This is a genomic window from Antrihabitans spumae, from assembly GCF_043944905.1.
Taxonomy (GTDB): Bacteria; Actinomycetota; Actinomycetes; order Mycobacteriales; family Mycobacteriaceae; genus Antrihabitans; species Antrihabitans spumae.
This window is the reverse complement of the sequence record NZ_JBIMSN010000158.1, coordinates 1-20,118: the sequence shown is the minus strand read 5'-3', so window position 1 is coordinate 20,118 and position 20,118 is coordinate 1. Positions and strand designations below refer to the sequence as shown.

At 63.5% G+C, this 20,118-nt stretch carries 20 protein-coding genes and 1 tRNA gene; 10 read left to right on the top strand and 11 right to left on the bottom strand.

Annotated elements, in window-relative coordinates; all coding sequences use genetic code 11:
- Positions 1 to 57: 57 nt before the first annotated feature.
- On the bottom strand, positions 58 to 687 hold the full coding sequence (locus tag ACHIRB_RS29815; protein WP_395125232.1) for a TetR/AcrR family transcriptional regulator: 630 nt from the start codon (positions 685 to 687) through the stop codon (positions 58 to 60).
- A gap of 291 nt (positions 688 to 978) precedes the next feature.
- Between ACHIRB_RS29815 and ACHIRB_RS29810 the strand changes: the two genes are divergently transcribed.
- The 4 genes from ACHIRB_RS29810 (at position 979) to ACHIRB_RS29795 (ending at position 4,322) form a co-directional block, all read left to right on the top strand.
- Positions 979 to 1,049: transfer RNA gene (locus ACHIRB_RS29810), tRNA-Gln, on the top strand.
- Between the two features lie 80 nt (positions 1,050 to 1,129).
- Positions 1,130 to 2,641: a bifunctional UDP-N-acetylglucosamine diphosphorylase/glucosamine-1-phosphate N-acetyltransferase GlmU gene (gene glmU, locus ACHIRB_RS29805; protein WP_395125233.1), complete on the top strand. Its 1,512-nt coding sequence runs from the start codon at positions 1,130 to 1,132 to the stop codon at positions 2,639 to 2,641.
- Positions 2,638 to 3,618 carry a ribose-phosphate diphosphokinase gene (locus ACHIRB_RS29800; protein WP_395125234.1) on the top strand — a complete coding sequence of 327 codons (981 nt, stop codon included), beginning with the start codon at positions 2,638 to 2,640 and terminating at the stop codon, positions 3,616 to 3,618. Before glmU ends, ACHIRB_RS29800 begins: the two co-directional genes overlap by 4 nt.
- A gap of 77 nt (positions 3,619 to 3,695) precedes the next feature.
- Positions 3,696 to 4,322 (top strand): DUF2461 domain-containing protein, encoded by a 627-nt coding sequence (locus tag ACHIRB_RS29795; RefSeq protein WP_395125235.1) that lies wholly within the window; start codon positions 3,696 to 3,698, stop codon positions 4,320 to 4,322.
- Positions 4,323 to 4,384: 62 nt separating this feature from the next.
- Here the strand turns inward: ACHIRB_RS29795 and ACHIRB_RS29790 are convergent, their stop codons facing one another.
- Positions 4,385 to 4,984, bottom strand: coding sequence for a TetR/AcrR family transcriptional regulator (locus ACHIRB_RS29790; RefSeq protein WP_395125236.1), 600 nt, complete (start codon positions 4,982 to 4,984; stop codon positions 4,385 to 4,387).
- Positions 4,985 to 5,059: 75 nt separating this feature from the next.
- Here ACHIRB_RS29790 and ACHIRB_RS29785 point away from each other — a divergent pair, with 75 nt between their 5' ends.
- Positions 5,060 to 5,977, top strand: a complete 918-nt coding sequence (locus ACHIRB_RS29785; RefSeq protein WP_395112278.1) for an oxidoreductase — start codon at positions 5,060 to 5,062, stop codon at positions 5,975 to 5,977.
- Between the two features lie 6 nt (positions 5,978 to 5,983).
- Here the strand turns inward: ACHIRB_RS29785 and egtD are convergent, their stop codons facing one another.
- From egtD to egtA, 4 genes are read right to left on the bottom strand one after another with little or no spacing between them, the layout of a single operon-like run.
- Positions 5,984 to 6,955 carry an L-histidine N(alpha)-methyltransferase gene (gene egtD, locus ACHIRB_RS29780; RefSeq protein WP_395112279.1) on the bottom strand — a complete coding sequence of 324 codons (972 nt, stop codon included), beginning with the start codon at positions 6,953 to 6,955 and terminating at the stop codon, positions 5,984 to 5,986.
- A gap of 40 nt (positions 6,956 to 6,995) precedes the next feature.
- The gene (egtC, locus tag ACHIRB_RS29775; RefSeq protein WP_395112280.1) at positions 6,996 to 7,769 is read right to left on the bottom strand and encodes an ergothioneine biosynthesis protein EgtC; all 774 of its coding nucleotides are present in this window, start codon (positions 7,767 to 7,769) and stop codon (positions 6,996 to 6,998) included.
- 9 nt (positions 7,770 to 7,778) lie between these two features.
- Positions 7,779 to 9,104 (bottom strand): ergothioneine biosynthesis protein EgtB, encoded by a 1,326-nt coding sequence (egtB, locus tag ACHIRB_RS29770; protein WP_395112281.1) that lies wholly within the window; start codon positions 9,102 to 9,104, stop codon positions 7,779 to 7,781.
- On the bottom strand, positions 9,101 to 10,381 hold the full coding sequence (egtA, locus tag ACHIRB_RS29765) for an ergothioneine biosynthesis glutamate--cysteine ligase EgtA (protein ID WP_395112282.1): 1,281 nt from the start codon (positions 10,379 to 10,381) through the stop codon (positions 9,101 to 9,103). The genes egtB and egtA overlap by 4 nt, the downstream gene beginning before the upstream one ends.
- 163 nt (positions 10,382 to 10,544) lie before the next feature.
- Here egtA and ACHIRB_RS29760 point away from each other — a divergent pair, with 163 nt between their 5' ends.
- The 4 genes from ACHIRB_RS29760 to ACHIRB_RS29745 all read left to right on the top strand — a co-directional run bounded on the left by ACHIRB_RS29760 (position 10,545) and on the right by ACHIRB_RS29745 (position 15,015).
- Positions 10,545 to 11,720 carry an aminotransferase class V-fold PLP-dependent enzyme gene (locus ACHIRB_RS29760; protein WP_395112283.1) on the top strand — a complete coding sequence of 392 codons (1,176 nt, stop codon included), beginning with the start codon at positions 10,545 to 10,547 and terminating at the stop codon, positions 11,718 to 11,720.
- A 257-nt stretch (positions 11,721 to 11,977) separates the two neighbouring features.
- Positions 11,978 to 12,619, top strand: coding sequence for a 50S ribosomal protein L25/general stress protein Ctc (locus ACHIRB_RS29755; RefSeq protein WP_199705382.1), 642 nt, complete (start codon positions 11,978 to 11,980; stop codon positions 12,617 to 12,619).
- Between the two features lie 12 nt (positions 12,620 to 12,631).
- Entirely contained in the window at positions 12,632 to 13,213 is a 582-nt protein-coding gene (gene pth / locus ACHIRB_RS29750) for an aminoacyl-tRNA hydrolase (RefSeq protein WP_199705383.1), read from the top strand.
- A gap of 161 nt (positions 13,214 to 13,374) precedes the next feature.
- Positions 13,375 to 15,015, top strand: a complete 1,641-nt coding sequence (locus ACHIRB_RS29745) for a peptide chain release factor 3 (protein ID WP_395112296.1) — start codon at positions 13,375 to 13,377, stop codon at positions 15,013 to 15,015.
- 70 nt (positions 15,016 to 15,085) lie between these two features.
- Here ACHIRB_RS29745 and ACHIRB_RS29740 read toward each other — a convergent pair whose 3' ends face one another.
- The 5 genes from ACHIRB_RS29740 to ACHIRB_RS29720 are packed head-to-tail and all read right to left on the bottom strand — an operon-like array spanning position 15,086 to position 18,784.
- Positions 15,086 to 15,703 (bottom strand): pyridoxine/pyridoxamine 5'-phosphate oxidase, encoded by a 618-nt coding sequence (locus ACHIRB_RS29740; protein WP_395125239.1) that lies wholly within the window; start codon positions 15,701 to 15,703, stop codon positions 15,086 to 15,088.
- A gap of 41 nt (positions 15,704 to 15,744) precedes the next feature.
- Positions 15,745 to 16,161, bottom strand: coding sequence for a VOC family protein (locus ACHIRB_RS29735; protein WP_199705385.1), 417 nt, complete (start codon positions 16,159 to 16,161; stop codon positions 15,745 to 15,747).
- On the bottom strand, positions 16,161 to 16,634 hold the full coding sequence (locus ACHIRB_RS29730; protein WP_199705386.1) for a nuclear transport factor 2 family protein: 474 nt from the start codon (positions 16,632 to 16,634) through the stop codon (positions 16,161 to 16,163). Before ACHIRB_RS29730 ends, ACHIRB_RS29735 begins: the two co-directional genes overlap by 1 nt.
- A 51-nt stretch (positions 16,635 to 16,685) precedes the next feature.
- Positions 16,686 to 17,504 carry an Abi-alpha family protein gene (locus ACHIRB_RS29725; RefSeq protein ID WP_199705387.1) on the bottom strand — a complete coding sequence of 273 codons (819 nt, stop codon included), beginning with the start codon at positions 17,502 to 17,504 and terminating at the stop codon, positions 16,686 to 16,688.
- A gap of 5 nt (positions 17,505 to 17,509) precedes the next feature.
- Complete coding sequence (locus ACHIRB_RS29720; RefSeq protein ID WP_199705388.1) at positions 17,510 to 18,784, bottom strand: DUF445 domain-containing protein; 1,275 nt, start codon at positions 18,782 to 18,784, stop codon at positions 17,510 to 17,512.
- Positions 18,785 to 19,117: 333 nt separating this feature from the next.
- Here ACHIRB_RS29720 and ACHIRB_RS29715 point away from each other — a divergent pair, with 333 nt between their 5' ends.
- Positions 19,118 to 19,915, top strand: a complete 798-nt coding sequence (locus ACHIRB_RS29715) for a universal stress protein (RefSeq protein WP_395112285.1) — start codon at positions 19,118 to 19,120, stop codon at positions 19,913 to 19,915.
- The last annotated feature ends 203 nt before the right edge of the window (positions 19,916 to 20,118 follow it).

Here is a 20,118-nt window from a genome sequence, read left to right as displayed (position 1 = left end):
CAGTCATCGGGTCGAGACCTCCTTTTACCGAAAGGTTGCCTGGCGCGTTTCCTATTTCTACTTGCTCGTGTCATCGCCGCCCAAACCGGGATCGGGCTCAGAACGCAACTGCGGGTTCGACTCCAGATTGGTGAGGCCGTTCCAGCAGACGTTCACCAGATGCGCCGCGACGACTTCTTTTGCCGGAATCCGTTCGTCGAGCCACCAGGTCGCCGTCGTCGACACCATGCCGACCAACGCCTGCGCATACAGCGGCGCCAACGCAGGATCGAGGCCGCGCCGGGAGAAGTCACCCGCGAGGATGTGACTGACGTGGCCGATCGCCTCGTTGAGCAGACTCGAATACGTTCCGTCGCTCGACGTCGCGCGTTGATCGCGGACAAGGATGCGGAATCCGTCGGTGCGCTCCTCCACATAGGAGAGCAACGCCAAGGTGACTCGTTCGATCCGCACGCGCGAGCGATTCTGGGTGAGGGAAGACATGATCATCTCGAGCAGAATCGACATCTCACGGTCGACGACGACGGCGTAGAGGCCTTCTTTGCCGCCGAAATGTTCGTAGACGACCGGCTTCGACACATTGGCCCGCTGCGCGATCTCCTCGATCGAGGTGGCGTCGTAACCGCGTTCGGCGAAGAGCGACCTGGCTATTTCGACAAGCTGCTCGCGCCGCTGCGTACCGGTCATGCGCGTCCGGGGCGCCCGCTCCGCTGGCTGTACGCCGCCGGTCAACGCAGAATCTCGCCGTCGCCGACCATGTTCTTCCGCCTTTCGAGCGCTGTGTCGAAAAATTGTTGCCCTGGATACGTGCTCTGGCTCAGCGTATCGACACACCTGTTCGAATCGCGCAAGCAGTTCGACGTACGCGTGCTCGGCATGCGAGGATCGTGGTCGCGGTGGCGGGGTTGTGCAACGTCTTCCTCGGTCAGAACCATAGGTTTTGTCGGGTACGGTCGAGCCTTGTCCGCTGGTCAGCAATCCGCCGTGGTGTAATGGCAGCACCTCTGATTTTGGTTCAGATAGTTCAGGTTCGAGTCCTGGCGGCGGAGCACGCTTGCGAGCAATGACGCTTCGCAGCGGCTTACGAACACTGCGCCGCACGAACACTGTTTGGCACCAGAGGAGCTTTATGCACCAGCAGACCGCCGTCGTCGTCCTCGCCGCTGGCGCAGGCACACGGATGCGGTCGAAGACTCCCAAAGTGCTGCATCCTCTTGCAGGTCGCAGCATGCTGGCTCATTCGATCCATGCAGCTCAGGACATAAAACCCGACTATCTCATCACCGTTGTCGGCCACGATCGCGAGCAAGTTGTCGCCGCGGTCGGCGCACTCGCCGACGACATCGGTCGAGAGATCGACATCGCAGTTCAGGAACACCAACTCGGCACCGGTCATGCGGTGCAGTGCGCTCTCGGCGCGCTACCCGCCGACTTCACCGGCGACATTCTCGTCACCGCGGCCGACGTGCCCCTGCTCGACGGCCATACCCTCGGCGCCCTTCTCGACGAACACCGCAGCTACTCCGACCGCGCTGCCGTCACAGTGCTCACCTTCGTCCCCGACGACGCAAACGGCTACGGCCGGATCGTCAGGTCGGCCGACGGCGGCGTCACCGAGATCGTCGAACACGCCGACGCCACACCCGAGCAGTCGGCCATCACAGAGGTCAACTCCGGTGTCTACGCGTTCGACGCCGCCGCGCTTCGCGCTGCGATCAGCCAGTTGAGCACCGAAAACGCGCAACACGAGCTCTATTTGACCGACGTGCTCAAGATCGCACGCACCGAAGGCAAGCCCGTCTACGGTGCTCAGCTTGCCGACCCCGCGAAGGTGACCGGCGTCAACGACCGCGTCCAGCTGTCGGAAGCGACGAGCGCTCTCAATCGCTACATCCTCGAACGGCACATGCGTGCAGGCGTCACGATCATCGATCCAGCGAGCACGTGGGTCGACGCGAGTGTCGTCATCGGCCGCGACGTGATCATTCGCCCCGGCGTCCAGTTGCTCGGACGCACGAACATCGGCGAGGACGCCGTGATCGGTCCCGACAGCACATTGACGGACGTATCGGTCGGTGAAGCCGCAACCGTCGTACGTAGCCACGCGGAAAAGTCGACTATCGCGTCACGCGCAACGATCGGACCGTTCAGCTACCTGCGCCCTGGCACGGTCGTCGGAGTCTCGGGCAAGCTCGGTGCCTTCGTCGAAACGAAGAACGCCGAAATCGGAGCGCATTCCAAGGTCCCGCATCTGACCTACGTCGGCGATGCCACGATCGGTGAGCACAGCAACATCGGCGCGTCGAGCGTCTTCGTCAACTACGACGGTGTGAACAAGCACCACACGACCATCGGCTCGCACGTTCGCACCGGAAGTGACAACACCTTTGTTGCACCCGTTTCGATCGGCGACGGTGCCTACACCGGCGCTGGCACAGTGGTCCGGCGCAGTATTCCGCCGGGGGCGCTTGCGGTGTCCGGCACGGCGCAGCGCAATATTGAGGGCTGGGTGCAGCGCAAACGACCCGGTACCCCAGCGGCAAGGGCGGCGGTGCAAGCACTGGCCGATCGTGACAAGGCACGCAACGACAGCAGCAGTTCGGATCAGCACACAGAGCCAAAGGACGGCGACAAGCAGTGAGCGCGTTTTCAGTAGACAACCAAAAGAGCCTGATGCTTTTCTCGGGCCGCGCGCATACGGAGCTCGCCGAGCAAGTCGCGAAGGAACTCGACGTCACGGTCACTCCGCAGACTGCACGTGACTTCGCGAACGGCGAGATCTTCGTCCGCTTCGAACAGTCGGTCCGCGGCTCGGACGCCTTCGTGTTGCAGAGCCACCCCTGGCCGCTGAACACGTGGTTGATGGAACAGCTGATCATGATCGACGCGCTCAAGCGTGGATCCGCCAAGCGCATCACCGCGGTGCTCCCCTTCTACCCGTACGCGCGTCAGGACAAGAAGCACCGCGGCCGCGAACCGATCTCGGCGCGGCTCGTCGCAGACCTGCTCAAGACCGCAGGCGCCAACCGCATCATCACGGTCGACCTGCACACCGATCAGATCCAGGGCTTCTTCGACGGTCCCGTCGACCACATGCACGCGCACAACCAGCTCGCGGAGTACATCCGCAACGGCTACAACCTCGACAACATCACGGTCGTCTCCCCCGACTCGGGTCGTGTGCGGGTGGCCGAGAAGTGGGCCGACTCCCTCGGCGGCGCACCGCTGGCGTTCATCCACAAGACACGCGATCCGCTGGTGCCGAACCAGGTCAAGTCGAACCGTGTCGTCGGTGGCGTCGAAGGCCGCACCTGCATCCTGATCGACGACATGATCGACACCGGTGGCACGATCGCCGGCGCAGTCCGGGTGCTGAAGGAAGCCGGCGCAGGCGATGTCGTCATCGCAGCGACGCACGGCGTGCTGTCCAGCCCTGCGGCCGAGCGTCTCGCCTTGTGCGGTGCAAAGGAAGTCATCGTCACCAACACGCTGCCGATCACCGAGGACAAGAAGTTCCCGCAGCTGACGGTGCTGTCCATTGCACCACTGCTGGCCCGCACAATTCGTGAGGTATTCGAGAACGGCTCTGTCACAAGCTTGTTCAACGGCAACGCGTAAGAGGCGGCTACGCCGCTCGTGAGTCCTTTCGGTGGTCCCGACCTCCGAAAGGACTCACGACGAGCTACGCTCGCTAGGTGTTCACGGGCATACCGATCGAAGCGCTCGACTTCTACGAGGACCTGGCTGCGGACAACAGCAAGACCTTCTGGACGGCGCACAAGGAGATCTACGACACCGCGGTTCGCGCCCCCATCGCGGCGCTCGTCGCGGAACTCGAAGCGGAGTTCGGTACCGCCAAAATCTTTCGACCGCATCGCGACGTTCGATTCGCAAAAGACAAGTCTCCGTACAAAACCGCGCAGGGCGCTGTGGTCCACGTCAACGCGGGCAGCGGCTATTACGTCCAGATCGACGCGGCCGGACTCTATGTCGGCGGCGGCTTCTATTCGGGCGAGACCGCGCAGATCGCGAGATTCCGAGCAGCGGTGGATGATTCGTCGCGCGGAGCCGAGCTGGTCGAGATTCTCGCCGACCTCGAAGCGAAGAAGTTCCGCATCGGCGGCGACAAACTGAAGACGGCACCACGGGGGTTCGCGGCCGACCACCCGCGAATCGACATACTGCGCCACAAGTCGCTGACGGCCGGCAGAGAGTTTGGCGCGCCTGCGTGGCTGTCGACGCCGCGCACCGTGAAAGAGGTCCGCGCATCATGGAATGCGATCCGGCCACTCGTCGACTGGCTCGGCGACGTGTTCGCGTAAAGACAGAATCGTGTGGGATTCGGCCCGGAATCCGAGAGTGATCGGACTCTATTTGCCAGGGCTCAGGCCCGCGGGCGCAGACCGTCCAGCATCTGGGTCACGACGTCGGACAACATCTCCTCGGCAAGTTCCGCCGGGGCGAAGCCCGAGCTGACGAAGGTCGCGAGTCCCTGCATGCTCGCGAACGCGGCGAGGCCGATCCGCTGAATGTCCCCCGCGACGACGTCGCCGTCGGCCTGACCCCGGGCGATCAACGCGACCGGTACGAGAAACGCCGCTTCGGCCGCCGCAGGCAATTCGGTGCCGGCATTCGGGCTGTGCTTTCGGGCGAACATCAGCTCGAGCAGAGCAGAGTTCTCGATCGCGAACCGTAGGTATCCGCGTGCGATACCTTCGAGCTGTTCGGCAAAGGTGCCTCCGAGGACCGCGGTCGAGAACAACGTGTCCAACCGCTGAAACCCACTGAGTGCCAGCGCATCCAGCAGCGCTTGCTTGTCGCGAAAGTGACGGCTTGGCGCACCGTGGCTCACGCCGATATCGCGCGCGAGTTGACGCAGCGACAGGCCGTCGACACCGGACTCGCGCAACGTCTCCTCGGCGCGAACGAGGAGTTCACCGCGCAAGTCCCCGTGGTGATAGGAGCGGGGGCGAGTGAAAGTCATAGCCACTGCAGAATACCGAACATTCCGCAAAATGTTGGCATTGACTACTTTGTTGTCAGTGCCTACATTGGTGGCATGACAAATTCCAAGTGGACCTCGGCTCAACTCCCATCCTTCGACGGCCGGACCGTCGTCATCACCGGCGCCAACAGCGGTATCGGCCTCGTGACCGCTCGCGAACTCGCTCGGGTCGGCGCGCGCGTCGTCCTTGCGGTCCGCGACCCGAAGCGCGGCGCCGAGGCAGCCGCCTCCATCACAGCGGGCTCGACCAAGGGCAGCGTCGAAGTTCGCCAACTCGACCTCGCCGACCTGACCTCGATTCGGCGTTTCGCCGACGAGTGGACCGGCGACATCGACGTCCTCGTCAACAACGCAGGCGTGATGATTCCGCCGCACGGCGAAACCAAGGACGGCTTCGAAACCCAGTTCGGCACAAACCATCTCGGCCACTTCGCACTGACGAACCAGCTGCTCCCCCATATCACCGACCGCATCGTCACGGTCGCCTCGCAGGCGCACCGACGCGGCACGATCAACCTCGACGACCTCAACTGGAAGACGCGCAGCTACAACCGCATGGGCGCCTACGGTCAGTCGAAGCTCGCGAACCTGCTGTTCGCCCTCGAACTACAACGTCGACTCGACGACGCAGGCTCACCGCTGCGCGCGCTCAATTCGCATCCGGGCTGGTCCGCGACGAACCTGCAGTCCCACGCCGCCAACCCGATCGCAGACTTCGGGATGAAGATCGGGAACATGGTGCTTGCGCAGGACGCCGACGCAGGCGCATGGCCGAGCCTCTTCGCCGCGAGCCAGGACATCCCCGGCGGCAGCTACGTCGGACCGAAGGGTCTCTACGAGATGCGCGGCAACCCGAAACTGGTCGGCCGCACCAAGGAAGCGGGCGACAAGGAACTGGCCAAGCGCCTGTGGACCGCATCCGAGGACCTCACCGGCGTGAGTTTCCCAGCGGCGCAGCTCACGAGGCGCTGACCTCGCCTACCGCCTCCCTGCGCAGATCAGAGCGAAACGCTCGTCGGCATCGGTCCAGGTTTGTTCGACGTCGAAGCCGGCGGCGGCAAGCTCGCGACCGATTCCGTCGAGGGTGAACTTCGCGGAGATTTCCGTTCGCAATTGTTCGCCTGTGCCGAATGCGACCGTCAGTCCGAGATCTTCGACGTGGACCGTCATGTCGGCCGTCGCTTCGAGACGCATCTCGATCCACTCGTTGTCCGCATCCCAATAGGCGACGTGGGAGAAACGATCGGGCTCGAAGTTCGCCGACAGTCGATTGTTGAGGACATGCAAGACATTTCGATTGAACTCCGCGGTCACACCCGCGGCGTCGTCGTAGGCCGGAACGAGTATCGCCGGGTCGATCACCAAACCGACGCCAACGAGCAACTGCTCGCCCGTTTCGAGAACCGCGGCGATGCTTGCCAGAAACTCCGCCCGCTCGGCGGGCACCAAATTACCGAGCGTGCCGCCGAGAAACGCGATCATCCGGCGCCCGCCGGTCGGCAGGTTATGCAGGGTGTCGGTGAAGTCGCTGACCACGCCGTGCACCTGTAGTTCTGGATAGTCGCGACTGAGCGCCTCGATGGCGCTACCCAATGCGGCCGGTGAAACATCCTGCGGCACATACTGTTCGAGGGTGCCGTGCGCGGTCATCGCATCCAGGAGCAGTCTGGTCTTGTCCGACGATCCCGAACCGAGTTCGACGAGGATCTGCGGTGCACTCACCGCGGCGATCTCGGCTGCGCTGGCTCGCAGCAGCTCACGCTCGGTGCGAGTCGGGTAGTACTCGGGCAGTTCGGTGATCTGTTCGAACAGTTCGCTACCCCGTGCATCGTAGAACCACTTGGGCGGCAACCACTTCGGTGACGCCGTCAGACCGACACGCGCATCGGTTCGCAGCGCCTCTGTCATCTGCTCCTCGGAGAGGTGGATCTCCAGGGTCGGTGCTGTCATCGAGCAACTCCTCGGTATCGGTCGTCTGCACAAGACGAGGTCATAGGGATTCGATCGCAACGTGCCCAGGACGGACCGTGACGACCGAGCGGTCGTCGATCGGCTGCCATCGGGGATCGTCGTCGTACGGTTCGGAACTCACAACTGCACTCGTGTCGTCGACGAGGACCGACAGTGAGTGGTAACAGGTTGTCGCCCATAGCTGTTCGCCGTCACCGAGCAGCAGATTCGCCCGCGCCTCACTTCGCTCGGCGACGACGCGGCGGACCACTTCGGTCAAGGCCTCCGACGGGTCGGCGCCGCGCTCGAGCAACGCCCGGACCAACAACCACAGCGCGGCCGAATCGGTGGAGGCTTCGAGTTCGAACGGGTCGACGCCACCGACCTCCTTCGACACGGCTGCGCATACCGCTCGCCAGTCGGGCACTACACCGTTGTGGCTGAAGGCCAAGCGACCCGAGGTGAAGGGCGCACACGCAGTACGTTCGACCGGCATGCCGACCGTTGCCGACCGCACCGCGCCGAGCACGGCAGTCGCCTCGATCTGCGACAGCACGTCGTCGACGGCAGGATCGGTCCAGATCGGCGCGGCGTTGCGGTAGCGAGTCGGCTCAACATCCTGGGCATCGAGGGCATCCGTGTCGCCCGGAGCCTGCGCAGGCCACCACGCGACGCCGAACCCATCAGCATTGATCGTCCCGCCACCACGCATCTCGCGTGGGGCCCACGACTGCACGCGGAGCGAGTGCGGACCGCGGGTGATCGGTTCGCTCACCGGCACAGCCGGACCGAGATAGCCGAGATGACGGCACATGCCCGCTCGCTACCGCCCGCCGCGGGTCGTATCGAGAACATCACGCGCACAACGGAACCCGGCAAAGATCTGCCTGCGGATCGGGTGGTCCCAGTTGCGGAACGTCCCGCGGCAGGCGACCGAATCGGTTCCGAACGAGCCGCCGCGCAACACCCGATAATCGCCGCCGAAGAAGACCTGCGAGTACTCGGCATAGGGAAACATTTCGAAGCCCGGGTACGGCTCGAAGCTCGACGACGTCCACTCCCACACGTCACCGATGAGCTGGTGCACACCAGCCGGTGACGCACCCGCCGGGTACGCACCGACATCGGCAGGTTCGAGATGACGCTGACCGAGGTTGGCAGAAGAGTCGGTCGGATCGGCATCACCCCACGGGAATCGACGTGACCTTTCGGTGTCCGGATCGAACCGGGCAGCCTTCTCCCATTCGGCTTCGGTCGGCAGTCGTTTGCCTGCCCACGTCGCGTACGCCTCCGCTTCGAAGTAGCAGACGTGCATGACGGGTTGGTCGGGACGAAGGGGGGTCATCGTGCCGAACCTGCGACGCCACCGCCGCCCGCCTGCATCTCGTTCCCAGAATTCGGGCGCGACCAACTGCGCCTCCATTCGATGCGCCCAACCGCGGTCGGACCACAGTTCAGGCCGGTCGTAGCCATCGTCGGCGATGAAGGCCAGGTATTGCTCGTTGGTCACCGGTGCGACATCGATGGCGAATGCAGGAACGTGGCGTCGATGGGCAGGCCGCTCGTTGTCGAGCGCCCACGGTTCCGTCGAAGTGCCCATCGTGAACTCCCCTGCGGCGATGACAACCTCGCCGCCGACTACGCGTCGACTCGGGGCGGGCGGTGCGGCGGCGGCCAAAACCGCGTGGCCACTGCGTAATTGGTGCGTCGCCAACATCGTCTCGGCATGCTGTTGCTCGTGCTGGGCGATCATTGCGAACGCGAAGCCGTCGTGTTCGAGCCGATTTCCGCGCAGTGGTGACGTGTCGAGAATGTCCCAGACCTTGTCGCGAACCTGCCCGACGTAGGTCCGAGCTTCGACAGGACCGAGCAGCGGCAGCTGCGGCCGATTCGAGCGGGCGTGTTTGAAGGCGTCGTACAGCTCGTCGATGTCGCTCCGGACCGGCTCCCGACCCCCGACGTCACGCACCAACCACAGTTCCTCCTGGTTCCCGATGTGCGCGAGATCCCAGATCAACGGACTCATCAGCCGAGAATGCTGAGCAACCAGTTCGTCTTCGTCCAGACAATCCGTCAGCGCAGCCGATCGAGCCCTGCTCCTCGTCAGCGCGGCCGCAAGTTCGGTCCGCAGTGCTTCTGTCTCACTCATCGACCTGCGTCCTCTCCTCGTTCGTCCGCTCCCGGTGCAACCCCGTTGCGACAGCGCTGTGCCGCTGCACGCAACGCCGTGCACGCATCGGGCCACTCCGTGTGCTCGGCGGCCAACTCGAACAGGGATACCCCCGTCGCACGAAGCTCTGCGTCTGCCAGCCCGAACTCTGCAGCGTCCCACCATCTGTGCGCGGTACCCGCTGCCAGCGCCGTCGCCGATGCGACCGATTCCGGAGTGGACAGCAGCGCATCGAGCACGTGGATCGGAACCGCCCACAGGTGCCCGGGCTGGGCATCGATGTAGCGAACCTCCAGATGACCGGACGCCCGCACAGGTGGAAACAGCGTGGTCAGGTGATAGGAGAGATCGCACCGGGTCGGACGCCTGTCGATGAGGTCGTCGAGCGATCCTGCAATCCAGTCTGCGAACGTCGCGTCGGGCGGTGCCGCCCAGTTCGCGCCCTGCTCGCCGACCACGCAGAGCAACGGAACGTCGAGCGCCCACTGCGCGTATCGGGCGATCGGATCGGTCGAATCACCGAGCGGCGGCGAGGTTCGGGATCGATCCAACTGCAGCCACGTCCGCATGCGCTGCGACGCCCACCGGCCTGCCGGCGCGCCTGCCAAGGTCGGGGAACATGCAAAGGCAGCGAGCAACGCCGGGCCGATGGCATCGAGTGCGTTCCACCGTGCAGCGACGTCGGCAGCATCGCGGCCTGCATCGACGCTGACCTGAGTGGCTGCGGTGTTGCACATCATCAGGGTTCCGAACGGGCCGATGCTCGCGAACCGATCCTCCATCGCGGTGTAGCGGGAGGCTCGCAGCAACCGCTCGGGCGGCCGATCTGCGTCCGTCGGACGCGCGAGGGCTGCAATGGACTCGGTGGCGAGGAGTGTGCGCAAATATTCTTCGTCTTCTTGCAACGACCGGCACAGTTGCTCGGCGGAAGAAAACGGTGCGCTCGAGATTTCGATCTGGCCGCCGGGTTCGATCGTGATGTAGCTGCCACGAGGAAGTGGGTCGGCGGGCGAGGAGGGATCGAGCGACTTCGGTGTGTGCGGTCCCAGTGCCGCCGCGATCGTGGCAAGGCTGGGTCGGGTGGAGAGTGTCGGCGAATTCGGACAGTCACCGTTAGTAGAGGCTTGCCGGACGGTGAGCCATTCGAGTTCGGCACCGATGAGTGCGGGTGGACCGAGTTTGAAGCACACACCCCCGACGAACGCTTCGGCAGCAGCCCGCGTCGTGAGCAGAGAGTTGTCCAGTGCCATCGCCATGATGACCTCCGATCCTTGGCGGGTGGGTCCGGTACAGGCGATCGTAGAGACTGCCACCGACAGTAAATGGATATCAGCGTGACGGCGAGCATGACGTTCATGAACTCGTCATAACTTCCGTGCACAGCGAACGCTGTATCCAGCTGTAGGTACTGTCGCGATCATGTTCGATCTCGAGCGCGTACGCGAGGACACGCCCGGCTGCCGGGAGACCGTGTTTCTCGACAGCGCTGGTTCGTCGTTACCCCCGCAGGTCGTCGTCGAAACCATGGTCGACCACCTACGACGCGAGACGCAGATCGGCGGCTACCGCGCGGGCAGCGAGCGACTCGAGGACCTGGCCGAGGTCAAACGCTCGATCGCAACGTTGCTGAATGCGGCCGAGCCAGCGACGTCGATCGCGTTGAGCGACAGCGCATCACGGTCCTGGACCGACTTCTTCTACGCCGTCCCGCTCCACGCGGGCGATCGCGTCCTGATCAGCGAAGTCGAGTACGCGAGCAACGCGATCGCGGTACTGCAACGGGCGCGGGCAACCGGTGCGATCGTCGATGTAATTCCAAGCGATTCCACCGGGCAGATCGACCTCACCGCGCTGGAAAGCTTGCTCGACGATCGAGTGCGGTTGGTGTCGCTCGTTCACGCGCCGACCAACGGCGGCCTGGTGAACCCGGTCGCCGAAGTCGTCGAACTTGCCCACCGAGTCGGCGCGCTCGTGCTCCTCGACGCCTGCCAATCGGTGGGACAGTTGCCCGTCGACGTAGCGGCGCTGGGTGTCGACGCCCTGTCCGCTACGGGCCGCAAATGGCTGCGCGCACCTCGTGGAACCGGGTTCCTCTACGTCCGTGCCGAGCTGGCCGCGGCACTGCAGCCTGCAACCCTCGACCTCGGTAGCGCCGCGTGGACGGCGGCGGACGAGTACACGGTCGCCGCAGGCGCCGCGCGGTTCGAATTCTGGGAACACGACGTCGCCGCCCGACTCGGCTTCGGAGCCGCATTGCGGTACCTGCTCGACCTCGGCCCCGACACGGTCTACGCCCAGGTCGCCGAGCGCGCGGACTACTTGCGCACCAGCCTCGCCGAGCTACCGAACGTCACGCCCCTCGACCTCGGCAACCACCGAAGTGGGATCGTGTCGTTCACCGTGGCAGGCGTCGAGCCCGAAAACGTCAGGGACCGACTCGCCGCCGACAACATGATCGTGACGGTCAGCCACCGCAGCTCGACACTGCTCGACATGACCGCGCGAGGCATCTCAGCGCTCGTCAGGGCTTCGCCGCACTACTTCGTTTCCCATGACGATCTCGACAGCTTCGTCGCCGCTGTCGCGTGCCTGTGACAGCTCCGAGAGCTCGAACCGAAGCAACCGAATTCGTGTCGTCGCAGGTAGAACACACCGGTTAACAACGCCAACGAGCGATGCGGTAAAGTTCTCGCGTTGTCTCGGCGAGGGTGACTGTGAAGTGTCAGCTTGCTTCGCTCACCGTGATCGACGCGGACACGGCTCCCCGGCCGTCCTGTCCTCGTCTGTCCACTCTGCCGAGACGAGTAGACCATTGCCGGATCGTAAATCGAAGTTCTAGGAGCCGTTTCATCATGTCCTCAGACGTCAATCGTCTCGAAGCCATCGTCCGCACCGAGTTCGGTAAGGGCGCTGCGCGTCGTACCCGTCGTGCCGGCCAGGTTCCCGCCGTTCTCTACGGCCACCAGACCGATCCGCAGCACCTCGCTCTGGATTCCCGTTCGTTCGCAAAGGTTCTGCGCGACAACGGCACCAACGCCGTGCTCCACCTCGACATCGCGGGCAAGGAGCAGATCGCACTCACCAAGTCGGTCGTCGTTCACCCGATCCGTCGCTACATCGAGCACGCCGACCTCCTCGTGATCAAGAAGGGCGAGAAGGTCACCGTCGACATCCCCGTCGTCGTCACGGGCGACGCCGCACCGGGTGCGGTTGTCGCACAGGACGCGAACACCATCTCCATCGAGGCCGACGTCATGTCGATCCCTGAGCAGATCGAGGTCTCGGTCGAAGGCTTCGAGATCGGCACCCAGGTCCTCGCAGGCGAGCTTGTGCTGCCGAAGGGTTCGACGCTGCAGGCCGACCCCGAGACGCTGATCGTCAACGTTGTCGCACCGCAGGCCGAGGAAGAAGAAGAGACCGAAGAGGCTGAAGGCGAAGGCGCCGAGGGCGAAGGCGACGCCGCCGACGCCTCGAGCGACTCCGAAGAAGGCTAGAACCCACTGCCCATGTCCGATCCGACAACGGGCTCAGCGCTCGTTGTCGGGCTGGGCAATCCGGGTGCGCAGTACGAGAACACCCGCCACAACGCCGGATTTATGGTCGCCGACGTTCTGGCAGCTCGCTCGGCGAGCACATTCGGCGTTCACAAGAAGTCCGGCACAGATGTTGTCGAAGCGCGGCTCGGCGATCGCAAAGTTGTGATCGCCAAGCCGCGCTCGTACATGAACGTGTCCGGCCCGCCGGTGGCTGCGCTCGCCCGATTCTTCTCCATCGATCCGGGCAGCATCGTCGTCGTCCACGACGAACTCGACCTGGACTTCGGAACCGTTCGGCTCAAGCTCGGCGGCGGCGAAGGTGGCCACAACGGGCTCCGCTCGATCTCGAGCTCGCTCGCAACGAAGGACTACTTGCGCGTGCGCTTCGGTGTGGGTCGTCCACCGGGCCGGATGGATCCCGCCAGCTATGTGCTGAAGCCGTTCTCCACTGCGGAGCGCAAAGATCTGGGTGTCGTCTGTGAAGAAGCTGCCGACGCCGTCGAGCTGCTGCTGCAGGTCGGCCTGGAAGCCGCGCAGAACCGACTGCACTGAGTCGGACTACCCTCGACACCTGACTGCTTCACCTACGAAGAGGACCTCCCGTGACTACCCCGCCCGATTCGGCCGACGTGTTCGCTGACGACGCCGCCGACGGTGCACCGGTGGAGCGGAGCGAGGGGGATATTGCGCCGGTGGAGCGGAGCGAGGGGGATATTGCGCCGGTGGAGCGGAGCGAGGGCAAAGCTTCGCAGGTCCTTGCGGAGGAAGTGTCGCGTCGTCGTACGTTCGCGGTCATCTCGCATCCCGACGCTGGTAAGTCGACGCTCACCGAAGCCCTTGCGCTGCATGCAAAAGTCATCTCCGAAGCCGGTGCGATCCACGGCAAAGCGGGCCGTAGGTCCACGGTGTCCGACTGGATGGAGATGGAGAAGGCTCGCGGTATCTCGGTGAGTTCGACTGCGCTGCAGTTCAATTACCGTTCCGCAGGCAGTTCGGTCGACAACGTGATCAACCTCGTCGACACCCCTGGTCACTCCGACTTCTCCGAGGACACCTACCGCGTCCTCACTGCCGTCGACGCCGCGGTCATGCTCATCGACGCCGCGAAGGGTCTGGAACCGCAGACCTTGAAGCTCTTCCAGGTCTGCAAGCATCGCGGCATTCCGGTGATCACCGTGATCAACAAGTGGGACCGTCCGGGTCGGGCGCCGCTGGAACTGCTCGACGAGATCAACGAACGTATCGGCCTCGTCCCGACTCCCCTGTTTCTTCCTGTCGGCATTGCCGGCGATTTCCGTGGGCTGCTGCGTCGAGGCGAGGACGGCGTCGCCACCGAGTACATCCGCTTCACGCGTACCGCAGGCGGAGCGACTATCGCGCCCGAGGAAATCTTGACTGCCGAGGCCGCCGCGATCCGCGAGGGCGAAGAGTGGGAGACGGCTGCCGAGGAGAGCGAGCTGCTCTCCGCGACCGGCCAGGACCACGACGAAGAATTGTTCCTCGCGGGACAGACGTCACCGGTCATCTACGCCTCGGCGATGTTGAACTTCGGCGTCCGTCAGATCCTGGACACCTTGATCGAGCTGGCGCCGCCACCACGCGGGCGCGCGGCAATCGACGGTCGGGAACGTGAGGTCACCGATCCGTTCAGCGCTGTTGTATTCAAGGTGCAGGCCGGCATGGATGCCGCCCATCGCGACCGCCTCGCGTTTATGCGCATCGTGTCGGGAGTGTTCGAGCGCGGCATGGTCGTCACCCATGCCCAGACAGGCAAACCGTTCACGACCAAGTACGCGCAGACGGTGTTCGGCCGCGAGCGATCGACGGTCGAGAGTGCGTTTCCGGGCGACGTCGTCGGACTGGTCAATGCCACTGCACTGGCACCGGGCCACACGCTGTATGCGGACAAGAAGGTCGAGTATCCGCCTATCCCGTCGTTCGCTCCCGAGCATTTCTCTGTGTTGCGTGCGGAGAGCGCGAGCAAGTACAAGCAGTTCAGGCGGGCGGTCGACCAGCTCGATTCCGAAGGCGTTGTTCAGGTGCTACGCAACGAGATTCGTGGCGACGCCGCGCCGGTGCTTGCTGCGGTCGGGCCGATGCAGTTCGAGGTCGTCTCCGCTCGTATGAAGGCGGAGTTCAACGTCGAGGCACGGATGGAACCGCTCGGCTACGGGATTGCTCGGCGCACCGACGCGGAATCGGCGGACGAGTTGGGTCGCCAGCGAGGGGTCGAAGTCTTCACCCGGTCCGACGGTGTGCTCCTCGCACTCGTCAGCGACAAGTGGCGACTGCAGTACATCCAGAAGGAAATGCCGGAACTCACCCTCGAACCGCTGGTCGCTACGGCCGACTAGGCCGCGGCGCCGGTCGTGCGTCTTTTCGGCGCGCCCGCCCACCAAAGGACTCACGAGGCGCGGAGCGCCCTTACGGCCACAGTGTCTCCCGGAGCCAGCCATCGGACGTGCGCCGATAGCGCCAGCGCTGATGACGTCGGCCCGGTTCGGCTTGCCAGAACTCGACCGTGTCGGCTTCGAGGCACCAGGCTCGCCAGTGTTCGGGTACCTGATCCGGATGCTCGTCGAGCACGGTCGCCGCCTCGTCGACACGCGCTGCATAGTCACCCTCGTTGCTGAGCACCTCGCTCTGCTTGCTTGCCGTTGCCACGGCCTTCGCGGTTCGCGACCGCTCGTGAAAATCACGCGCAACAGCAACGGCCGAGCCTTCGCTCACCCGGCCTGCGATGCGTACCTGACGCCCGACCGAACTCCAGTAGAACGTCAGCGCCGCAGCAGGATTGGCGGCAAGCTGCCTCCCTTTGGGCGAGAACGACGGACCGGAGAACCACCAACCTTCGGGTGTCACGTCCCGCAACAACAACACCCGCGCATCCGGCGCACCGGAACCATCGACGGTGGCCAACACCGCGACATGCGGCTCGGCGACACCAGCATCGATCGCGTGCCCGAGCCAGTCGAGAAAGACCGCGTCGGGGACTGCGTCGGGATCGGGTTCACTACGTCCGTCCTCGACGAGCTGCGCCATCGGAACCGTCCGCAACCAGGCGCGAACGTCGCGGGACGCACTCAATCGGACCCGGCTTTCGGCGGACCGCTCAACATCCAGCGATGGCCGAACGGATCGATCAGCGTCGCGTTTCGTCGACCGTGGCCTTCGGAGATCCACCGCTCGACGGTTCCGCCCGCATCGTGCGCGCGCTGGAGCACCACGTCGGTATCGGCGACCGGAAGCATCAGGCTCACCGACGTCGACCCGGACTCCGGCGCAGTGAGGCCCATCTCTGGAAACTCCTCGGCCAGGTAGACCACACCGCTCGGCAACTGCAGTTCGGCATGCCCGATCCGGCCGTCGTCCATCACGATCGGATCACCGATCACAGTGGCGCCGAACGCACTTCGGTACCAGTCGATCGCCGCCTGCGCACCACGAACCGTCAGATAGGGCAGGGCACCCGGTCGAGGAAAGTCCGCAGGCGACGTCATCACGCCGACCGTGGCTGGTGCATCGCCCAGCGATTGGACGTCAGCTGGAAGCTCGGCACATCCTTGAGCGAGACCACAACCTCGTAGGTGCGCTCGTAGCCGGTGTGGGCGATTCGCCACTCGCCGTCGTCACACAGGACGTACCGGTCGGAGTAGAAGGCGGCGCCGCGCAGCACCATGTTGTGTTCGGGAATCAGGACGGTGTCCGCGAGATACCAGATGCCGGTGGCTGTTTCGCCATCGATATCGATCTCGGGATGATCGCAGTGGTGCTCGGTAATGACGTGCGGGCCCAACGTATTGCGCATGAAGTCGACGAGGGCGTCCCGCGACTCGAATTGCAGGTCGACCCCGTAGGTAGCGGTCGCGTCAGGGGTGAGGGTGTCGGCGAATTCGTCCCAAGATTTAGTATCGAGGCAACGAAGATAGCGATACTTCAGTCGACTGATGGCCGCAACGGCCTCGAGGTCCATGCTGCATACCATCTCACCCGCGACCGGATATCGATAGCCGAATTACAAAGTTCAGCTGTGCTTTTCGACCGGGAAGCAGGTTTCGCAGAAATCCTCGCCGAATGCGGACAGCCGCATGCTCTTACGAGCGATCTTGGGAACGCGACCGGCCTTCTTCATAGCGTCGGCAACATTGGGCTGCACTTCGACGACCATGTACAAACTCAGTTCGGTCGGCTCGTCGGAAACCCAGACCAAACCGAGTCGAACGAGGTTCACGAGATAGGACTTCGCGCGTTCGGGACGACGGCAACCCGCCTTCTCCGGAACCATGCTGAGATTGGACGCGATGGTTTCCGAGCCGATTCCGAGCGGACGATTGGTGCGCACGTCGACGCACGGCTGCGGACCGTTCATCGCGAGATACCGAAGAATGCGTGCTTCGTCGGGAGCCAATTCTTCGAGAATTCGGTCGAAAGCCGGGTGCAGGTCGTCGGAGCTGTACACGTCGGCCGATTGCGCAAGAAGCGCTTCGCCACGCATCCGCAATTGATCCGAGGTGGCACGCGCCGTTATCGCCTGCATCGGCTGAGTCGGCGACGAACCGAGTCCGGACGGGACGTAGGAAACGATTTCGCGAACCGAGGCGTCGGTGACGCCGAGCGTGTTGCGTGCCAGCGACCGAATCGCCGAGCCTGCCCGCTCCGCGATCTCCTGGTTGGATTCGCCGTCCATCGCGGCTTGCACGATCTGCCGACCGACGTCCACCGCGGATCCCGTAGCGCGAAGCGCCGATCCCGCGAGCAGGCTCGCAAGCCTGAAGCCACCGCGTATGAGGCGTGCCTCGTTGCTGATCTGACGCTGCCCGTTCAGTGCTATCTCGTTGCTCATCATTCTCACATCGGAAATATCGCTAGATGAAGGAACCCGGCGAAGGCTCCAAGTACACCACCATGAACAAACAGCAACCACTCGTCTTGCTTGACTGCTGCACGAAGCAGCTCACCGAAGTCTCTGTTGCTGAGCTTACTCATCTGAGTTTGCACGAATGTGCTGATCTTCTTCGCCTGTTGGTCGGCAAACTCCGGGTCGTTCAAGATCTGCGGCATAAATTCCAGCGCTGCAGGCATCACCGCGGCCTTCATCCGCTCGTACTCTTTGCTGCCGACCGCTGTCTTGACGGCGAATCGGGCACGACCGACAGCTTCGTCGACCGTGTCGCGCATCGTGTTCTCCAGCAACAACAGCGAGCGATCCGAGCGCGGACCGGTCAGCAGTTCCTGGCTGATGTTGTCGAGCGTGATCACGTGTTTGGAGAACGTCTCACCGAATCCGACCGCGATCTCGTCTCGCCGCTTGAGCAGAAGCCCTTGCTTCCACGGCACCCATTTGTTGCGTTCGAGTGGTTCGAAGATCATCGTCAGACCGATGTAGTTGACGACCCACCCGATGATGATTCCGCCGATCGGCAACACCCACCAGTGCGGCAGCAGTTGCAACACGCCGACGAGGACGAAGCCGCACGGCAGTCCGAAGTAGAAGCCGAAGTTCTGCATGAAGCGCAGTTCTTTTGCGCCCATCGTTCTGAAGATGTCGTTGAGCAGTTTGGGGTTCTCGGTGAGAATTCGAATCGCCATGTACTTCGCGTCGATCAATTCTTCGAGATGTTCGCCGATCTGATCCGCGATCTTTGTCGCATTCGCGGGAAGATCGTCTTCGACTTTCTTGTAGACGACTTCTTTCGCAAAATTCGGCAGGTTGTACCAGAGCCGAGGATTTTCTTTGATCATGATGCTGTCGACGACGGCGCGGATCTGCGGCAGAAACGTCTGCGCGAAATGTTGGGCGATGCTGTCGGGATCGAGCTCGCGGTAGAAGTCGGAGATATTGCCGACCTTCACAAGGCTCTTGTCGACGGCGATGCTCGCCATCTTCTCCGCACGTGAGGGCACCATCCCTTGCCATCCGAAGCGGTGACCGTCCTTGAATACGGGAAGGACCTGCACTCGTCGCGGCCAATAGGGGAACAAGAACTTGAGGCCGGGAAGGTGAAACCCTTTGAACTCGATCGGCACGAACAACATCAGGACGCCTGTCCAGTTCGTGATGTACCCGATGACTCCCGTGAACAACGGGATGGTGATGAGCTCCATCAACAGGTGATGGTCCACGAACTACGCACCTCCGAACTATCATTCTCGAGCCGGTCGCCCTGATTCCATTCACCGTTCACCGGGCGTGGTAGAAACAACTGCGGCCGCGGTAGACGCACGCGAACATTACCGTGCCCATCCCCCGATTCCCCATTTCGCGGATGTGTGGTAGGCCATTGCCACCGGGCGCTCTGCATCGACATTCGACACCGGCTCGCCGTGCCCTGGTGGTAGCGTCGAGTCGCGCCGTACGGTGTCGATCAGGGGCTTTCCGAACTGCAGTAACAATCGATCAGAACGAGACCGGCAGTATTGCGGCCTGCGGTGGCGACAGTGAAAAGGACGAGCGGAATGGACGCGTATCCAGGCATTTTGGTCGGGGCAGACGGAAGTTCGGATTCCGAGGTCGCGATAGAACTGGGTGCGACTCTCGCCGTCGGGCTCGCTGTCGGCGTCACGGTCGTGACGGTGTGGGACGGCTACACGAACGTTCCGGAACCGCAGAGTTTCGAGTGGGCACGCGAGGCTTCCGAGACCGCGCAGGCAAAGCTGCGCTCGCTCGGCGTGACGGATGTCTCTGTCCTGCAACCCACGGGAACCCCGGCGGACCAGCTGGTTGCGGTGAGTGCGGACCATCCCGATTCACTTCTGATCGTGGGTGGCGCAAGCCTCGGCAACGCGAAGGACCGCGTGCTCGGCAGCGTCGCCAACCGCCTGTCGCACCACAGCGAGTCCGACGTCTTGTTCGCCCACCACACGTTGCCTGCACGCTGGCAGTCGATCGCCCTCACCACGGATGGATCGACGACGTCACGTCAGTCGGTCAGGCGCGGAATGCAACTGGCGCACGCGATGGGGGCAACCCCGCACCTCGTCACGGTCGCGAAAGATCAGGAAGAGGGCGAACGACTGATGTCGGCGAGTATCGGTGAACTCGAGTTCGACGAGCCCGACACCGAACTCGTTCGTGACGTGCTGATCGGATTGCTGCCTGCCAAGGCACTCGTCGAGGCAGGCCCGGACTACGACTTGATGGTCATCGGCAACCGCGGCATGAGTGGGGCATCGAGGCTGCTCGGTTCGGTCGCAAACAAGGTCACACACGGCCTGGAGACGAACCTACTGCTCGTGAACACCTCGTCGGACTGACGTTCGGTCAGCGGTACCGCTGTCGGCCGATGCTGTGACGCTCGCCGCACGGTAGACGTTTCGCGCGGTTACATAAACTGCATCCGCGCCGATAACCCCAGCTAGCCTCCGGCTTTCACCGTAATTCAGTCTGAGACTGTGTCATTCATGAAGAAAGGTGCTCTGAGCTGGGATAATTCGTCTTGCTGAGGGACGATTTACAT

What these genes read in the sequence shown, in the direction of transcription:
- ACHIRB_RS29815 (WP_395125232.1), bottom strand. Translation starts at nt 687, where the DNA reads ATGACCGGTACGCAGCGGCGCGAGCAGCTTGTCGAAATAGCCAGGTCG.
- glmU (WP_395125233.1), top strand. Translation starts at nt 1,130, where the DNA reads ATGCACCAGCAGACCGCCGTCGTCGTCCTCGCCGCTGGCGCAGGCACA.
- ACHIRB_RS29790 (WP_395125236.1), bottom strand. Translation starts at nt 4,984, where the DNA reads ATGACTTTCACTCGCCCCCGCTCCTATCACCACGGGGACTTGCGCGGT.
- ACHIRB_RS29785 (WP_395112278.1), top strand. Translation starts at nt 5,060, where the DNA reads ATGACAAATTCCAAGTGGACCTCGGCTCAACTCCCATCCTTCGACGGC.
- egtD (WP_395112279.1), bottom strand. Translation starts at nt 6,955, where the DNA reads ATGACAGCACCGACCCTGGAGATCCACCTCTCCGAGGAGCAGATGACA.
- egtC (WP_395112280.1), bottom strand. Translation starts at nt 7,769, where the DNA reads ATGTGCCGTCATCTCGGCTATCTCGGTCCGGCTGTGCCGGTGAGCGAA.
- egtB (WP_395112281.1), bottom strand. Translation starts at nt 9,104, where the DNA reads ATGAGTGAGACAGAAGCACTGCGGACCGAACTTGCGGCCGCGCTGACG.
- egtA (WP_395112282.1), bottom strand. Translation starts at nt 10,381, where the DNA reads ATGGCGATGGCACTGGACAACTCTCTGCTCACGACGCGGGCTGCTGCC.
- ACHIRB_RS29760 (WP_395112283.1), top strand. Translation starts at nt 10,545, where the DNA reads ATGTTCGATCTCGAGCGCGTACGCGAGGACACGCCCGGCTGCCGGGAG.
- ACHIRB_RS29755 (WP_199705382.1), top strand. Translation starts at nt 11,978, where the DNA reads ATGTCCTCAGACGTCAATCGTCTCGAAGCCATCGTCCGCACCGAGTTC.
- pth (WP_199705383.1), top strand. Translation starts at nt 12,632, where the DNA reads ATGTCCGATCCGACAACGGGCTCAGCGCTCGTTGTCGGGCTGGGCAAT.
- ACHIRB_RS29740 (WP_395125239.1), bottom strand. Translation starts at nt 15,703, where the DNA reads ATGGCGCAGCTCGTCGAGGACGGACGTAGTGAACCCGATCCCGACGCA.
- ACHIRB_RS29735 (WP_199705385.1), bottom strand. Translation starts at nt 16,161, where the DNA reads ATGACGTCGCCTGCGGACTTTCCTCGACCGGGTGCCCTGCCCTATCTG.
- ACHIRB_RS29730 (WP_199705386.1), bottom strand. Translation starts at nt 16,634, where the DNA reads ATGGACCTCGAGGCCGTTGCGGCCATCAGTCGACTGAAGTATCGCTAT.
- ACHIRB_RS29725 (WP_199705387.1), bottom strand. Translation starts at nt 17,504, where the DNA reads ATGAGCAACGAGATAGCACTGAACGGGCAGCGTCAGATCAGCAACGAG.
- ACHIRB_RS29715 (WP_395112285.1), top strand. Translation starts at nt 19,118, where the DNA reads ATGGACGCGTATCCAGGCATTTTGGTCGGGGCAGACGGAAGTTCGGAT.